This window comes from Bacteroidota bacterium (assembly GCA_030017895.1).
Lineage (GTDB): Bacteria > Bacteroidota > Ignavibacteria > UBA10030 > BY39 > JASEGV01.
This window is the reverse complement of record JASEGV010000104.1, coordinates 1-5,777: the sequence shown is the minus strand read 5'-3', so window position 1 is coordinate 5,777 and position 5,777 is coordinate 1. Positions and strand designations below refer to the sequence as shown.

The window sequence follows — 5,777 nt, the reverse complement described above, 5'->3', positions numbered from 1 at the left end:
CTTTTTTTTTAATTCGCACTAGACGGAATGTTCTATACCTATTGCCCAATCCTATCTCACAACCATCATTTTTTTCAATTGCATAAAACCTCCAGATTGAATTCTGTAAAAATATATCCCGCTAGAGTAATTAGTTCCATCAATGGCAACCTCATGGTAACCGGCTTCTTTAAACTCATCCACAAGCGTTGCCACTTCACGACCCAAAACATCGTAAACTTTTAACATTACCCAATTGTCAATTGGCAATTGATAATTGTTAACGGGTTAAAAGGGTTCGGATAGTTTTGGTATAACTCAAATCTTTCAGGCGGAGTTACTACGATATTTACTTGTTTCGTCCAGACTTCTCCTGTAGGCGAGGAGATAGCAAATGTTATCGACTCTTCTTTATTCACAACTGCCGATTTATCTACAGAAAAAATAAACTCGGCAGTATTTTCACCATTCGGTGCAATCGCTTCAATTGTTTTCTGCTTCGATTTAAAATTCATCCATGATGGAGCATCGATAACGATTATCTTGATACCTGATAAAGATAGCTCAGATATATTTTGAACGGATAATTCAATCGTGTTATCTTTCGAGGCAAAAGGTATTTTATATACATTGACTTCACTCGTACTACAGGTTGTAGTTGCAAGCATCAACATAATTGTTAGCATAAAGTATTTCATAATTACCTCACAAATGTTGCTGTAATATTTTTATTGCCGTTCATTGAGATTGTTATTTTTGTGCTTGTTCCCGTTGCGTCGCCGCTCCAACCAACAAATCTAAACCCAGAGGCAGGCTTTGCATTGAGTATTACGCTTGTACCCGGCTCATAAGTTGGCTGGTTGGGTGTTTTTGTTACAGTTCCACTACCTGCAATTGTAACATTTATTGTAAATGTAGGTAACTGTATTGAACCTAGTTCATAATAAACCGAAATGTTTTTATTGCTATTCATCTCAAATGTAATCGGGTTATCGGTGTATTGGTGCAAATCTCCGCCCCAGCCGACAAACTCGTATCCTGTATTGGGTGTGGATGTAAGCTGGACTGCCACTCCGTGATTGTAAACCGGCTGATCCGGGTTTTTAGTAACAACTCCGTTTGGATTTGGTTGGATTGTTAGTGTGTATGTGTTTATTTTAAACTTTGCGTGTATAGTTTGATTTGATGTAACATTTGTAAATGTATATGACCCTACTGCACCGATATAATTGCCATTTACAAAAACGCTGTCGGTGTGGTAGCCTTGGGAGGGAGTGATTGTGAATGTTTGGTTACTTCCATAATTGACTATAACCGTTCCCGAAGGTGTTATCGTTCCGTTAAGTCCGGCGGTTGAGTTGATTGTGTATGTTTTTATAGTAAACGTTGCAGTTATATTTTTGTTACTGTTCATGACCAAGATTAAAGGATTATCAGGATTATTTACATCACCACTCCAACCGCTGAAGCGGTAACCTGTTGATGGATTTGCGGTTAAAGTTACTGTTGTGGCGCTATCGTACAAAGCAAGCTCTGGTGATTTTGTTACAGTGCCGTTGCCTATAACGTTAATGTTTAGGTTGTATTGCGGCGGTGGAGATGGCAATTGATTTAACAGGTACTCTGTGTTAAAATAAATTAGTGCATACGCTTCGCTTGATAAATAACCACTGCTATCTCTATTTGCATTTGCTAAAACAGTATCTAATGTTGCTCGTGTTGCCCTGATTGCATTGCGCTGAAGCTGCGACTTAGCACTATCAAAGAGCGTTGTATACTTCTCTGCCGTTGATTGCTCCGTTATCCAGCCGAGTGTGCGGGATTGGGTGGTGTAAGAGTTGAGTGTGTCGAGGAAGTTGAGACCATCAAAGGGTAAGTTTACTATCATAGGACCAATTGTTATACCAGAAGTACTGTTTGTTGTGATATCATATAATAGATTCTCAAGTGTGTAGTCCATACTATTATACTTAATAAATCCCCGCTCAGATTGAACATAATATTTTAGTATTGCTGGTGGTAATTGAGATTTCGCTATAAATTCACTTTTTTGTTCACCAGGTTTTATGAAGTTTTGATGATCAAGCCCAATCATATCCCAACAGAATGGTAGCATATGACCACCTAAGAATTTCCAACCATTGAATGAGTTCCCGGTTATCGTGATGCCACCGTTTCCAAAATGAATACTTTTAATTCGCCTTTTACTTGTTGTATCACTCTTTATGGTATACGTGTATAGAAATAGAGTATCTGACAAATTTACACATACACTTATTTTTGCAGTCGCACTTTTAGCAGGTAACCATGTTGTAAAAGGGACGTGGGGTGTATTGGACCATACTCCGTATTCTTCTCCATTCCAACTCCAGGACAGAGAACCATCTTCAGCATCTAAATTTCTAATTTCAAGAATACCATCGCCGTCAAGATCAGCAAAATCCCATTGACGTGGTACCGAAGATATTTCAGATACACCCTCTGTTTGGGAATTCAATCTTACACCGTTTGTTCCATCCCAGCTATAGATCCACATATCCCTATTGTGATTCCACAAGGTGATAATATCAACTTTCCCATCAAGATTTAAGTCACAAGTACCATAGATCTCCCCACCACTAACACCGTAGATCAATGTATCTGAGTGCCACAGAACACTTCCATCTTTGAACACACCGACCATGTTTCTCAATTCATCCCTTAAATCCCATGGTGGGCTTGCCGTAAAAAGAACACAATGCTGTAATTTCCCGTAAGGATCCTCAATCTCACCATCTACAACCCGCCCTCCCACAAGACCCAAGGTTTTATCAATTTCAATAATATCGCCTACCTCGTACGCCAAGCCAAGTATTGATTGTAACTGATGATCAATTAAGACTTTCAATGAATCGTAGGAACTATTTTGGGAAAAACAATATTGACTTGAAATGATAAAAGTAAACGAAACCAATAACAATAAGAGGAATACATTTTTCATACGATCTCCAATTTCTTTATCGAATGGGTAAATAGTTTTTAGAATATTTAAAAACATCGATGACATATTTATTACTTGTGTTGTATTGACCAATAACAGCTTTAAACGTTCCACCATAGCCTTGCTTCCAGCCAGTTGAAGCTGTAGAATTTTCTTTGATTTTTTTATAGTTAAATAACATCTTCAAATGCTTTATGGCATAAATAAAAGAGGTATCAACTTCATTTAATTTCTCCGGTAGATGACTCTGACTTTCAGGATATTGATATTGAATAGTATTCATAACACCGTAGAAATAGACTAACTGAAGCAATCCATAGGAAGAAGAAATTCTAGTCTGAGCTATCATATTTATTAATCCACCTTTAAAACTATCCCGTAGATAACCTGGAAGAGAGTCATTCGCAAAATGGGTTGCTTGCGCAACCGATTCAAACGCCGATAGACCTGAATCGATCAATTCTCTGGTTCTGGGATCACGTAGTGTATTGTTCCAAACTTTATTAATAATCGAATATATTTCCTTTGGATAATAGTGAGGACGTCCATTATAATAATCCCATATTGTTTGCACTGAATTAGGGTACTGAATCTGGGTTCCAATACGCCACAAATACGAGTGATTACTTGGGAGCGTATTATAACCGACTCCTGTTGAATCAATCCAGTAAGGATTGTTCTTCATACGAGCCAACCAATTTTTACCTTGCACTTCACTTGCATCGGTGAAAGGTTCATAATTATAGCTTGGACGAAAACTCGATTCTTTTTCAATTTGTCCTTTCAAAAGTTGTGGTGGGATACCTTCCACACCTGCATGAAATATTATAACGCTATCAAGATTATATTGATTATTAAAAACATCTATTGCTGTATGATGCTTATTTCCCAACTTATTCGGTTTCTTCACCTCAATAATCCTGCTATCTTCCTTCCCATGATATTTTGCTGTGAGTCTTACTAAATAAACCGAATCACTGCTCCAGTATCTTCCGATAAGCCGTATCTGCCGCGTCGAATCGAACTTCACTCCTTTATCGTCCCTATACTCGTAGTACACTCCGAGCCGTTTTCCGTTGGGGCGTTGGTCCGTGCTTAAATATTTCTCAACTGTAAAATTAACAGAAGTCAAACCGGTTGATTGCGCTTCTGCAAACTCTTCAATTTGTAACTCGCCGTTCACAATCCTCGCATTATAATATTTCGTCTCACCGAGTAAAATCTCCCTCATCTTCACCGGTTTGGTTGTTTCCGAAAATATCGAATCAGGTTGAGGTTCAGATATCTTCATACCAATTTTCATCCTTCCTGCTTTCGACGGTTGTACTTCAGCGTAGTTTATTGCAGTTAAATAAAAAGGAATCTCAACTACGGTATCCTTTGGAACAGTTCCGGTTGCCGCAAATTGTAACCCTTTACCCACACCCGAATCTGCCCACACGTAGAAAAATGTATCAACCACTCCGTCCATCATCAGATACCCGTAGCTGTTGGTATCGCGCATCGCAATTGTAAACAAGTAGGTACTCTCCAGAGGCACAAACTTACCCGTACTATCGACAGCTCTTATTTGTAAATCAACAGTATCTCCATAGTCTATCACTTTAGGAATTGTGAACAACTCAAGGTGGTCTGCAACACCGGCATTCCATTCTAACCGCACTCCGAGTTCGTCAAAGAGTAAGTCCGTCCATCCCTCGAACGACATTCCCCAATCTGCAAGTAAGTACTGAGTAACACATGGGTAAGTAGTTCGCCCACTCCATAATCCTGTATGAGAAACAATGCCAAGTTGAAGCTGCGTACCGGCTGGATAAGGTCCGATAATTACAGTATCGCCAATATGATTTTGTGCGTCGGTCAATATTGTAGCTGTATCGGGTGATATCATTATCAGGTCATCGTGTGCGTTAGAACCACCAGTAACGATCAATCGGTAAGTTCCCTCGTATGGGAGTATAATCGGAGTTCCAGTATAGGGTGGTCCACTAGTCGGTGGGAGCATTGTAGCAGGTGTACTATCTATTGAAGTGTAGCGGAGTAGATAGACATTTGCATAATCAGTAATTAAACCCATTCCGTAATGAAAAGGTTCTCTGCTGCGGAATACAATCCTTCCTGTATGCCTGTAAGTAGGCATACTCAAATGAAGAGGTATTGGGTTTGGGGGATAATTCGTAATATAGCTAGCACGAATAGTATCCATTACAGGATAATTCGGCTTCAGTATCTTGTCTTTGAAAGTTCCATCAGGTTGTTCATCGAACCGCTTGATGTAGAGCCGGAAGCGAAGTAGATTCCATTGTCTCACGGGAATGAACACTTGCATAATTGGGTAAACAATAGTATCGCCAAATACGACAACTGTATCGTACATTTCAGGCTCAAATACATAGCTCCCTATCAGCGATCCTGATATATCGTAGACTAAAAACCTATCCCCAACACCGTTATGGTTTCCATCACCGGCATGCCCCCACCTGTTATCGAATGCTATACCAAGTATTCCCCCCCATCTAGGAATTAAAATATTGTCGTCATACATTCCATCGAGGTCCGTTGTAATTGAGCCGCAATCTACTTCTGGCAAATAAATTGGTCCGATGTTGGTAGATGTACCACTTAATACACCTTTGTTATATTTGAGATCTGTTTTGCCAATAACAACTGTATCGCGTATTAATACCTGTCCCAACGTGGTAGAATAAAATATCAGACTAAAAATAAAACTTGAAATGATCGGTATAACCGCCGATCCCGCAGAGAGAGAGAGAGAGAGTAAATTTTAAGTTTCATCTAAAGCCCTATTATAATTTTC

General features: G+C 39.2%; 4 protein-coding genes. All 4 read right to left on the bottom strand.

The genetic code is table 11. The annotated features are described in order from the left end of the window. Positions 1-51: 51 nt before the first annotated feature. From QME58_13410 to QME58_13395, 4 genes are read right to left on the bottom strand one after another with little or no spacing between them, the layout of a single operon-like run. Positions 52-228, bottom strand: a complete 177-nt coding sequence (locus QME58_13410; GenBank protein ID MDI6804812.1) for a T9SS type A sorting domain-containing protein — start codon at positions 226-228, stop codon at positions 52-54. Beyond that, positions 228-677, bottom strand: a complete 450-nt coding sequence (locus tag QME58_13405; protein ID MDI6804811.1) for a hypothetical protein — start codon at positions 675-677, stop codon at positions 228-230. The genes QME58_13410 and QME58_13405 overlap by 1 nt, the downstream gene beginning before the upstream one ends. A gap of 2 nt (positions 678-679) precedes the next feature. Further along, a complete protein-coding gene (locus tag QME58_13400; GenBank protein MDI6804810.1) occupies positions 680-3,025 on the bottom strand; it encodes a hypothetical protein in 2,346 nt (781 codons plus the stop codon). Next, positions 2,976-5,654 (bottom strand): hypothetical protein, encoded by a 2,679-nt coding sequence (locus tag QME58_13395; protein ID MDI6804809.1) that lies wholly within the window; start codon positions 5,652-5,654, stop codon positions 2,976-2,978. Before QME58_13395 ends, QME58_13400 begins: the two co-directional genes overlap by 50 nt. Positions 5,655-5,777 lie beyond the last annotated feature (123 nt).

Bases quoted from the DNA above. Each gene is read 5' to 3' on its own strand.
- QME58_13405 (MDI6804811.1), bottom strand. From the start codon at position 677: ATGAAATACTTTATGCTAACAATTATGTTGATGCTTGCAACTACAACC.
- QME58_13410 (MDI6804812.1), bottom strand. From the start codon at position 228: ATGTTAAAAGTTTACGATGTTTTGGGTCGTGAAGTGGCAACGCTTGTG.
- QME58_13400 (MDI6804810.1), bottom strand. From the start codon at position 3,025: ATGTCATCGATGTTTTTAAATATTCTAAAAACTATTTACCCATTCGAT.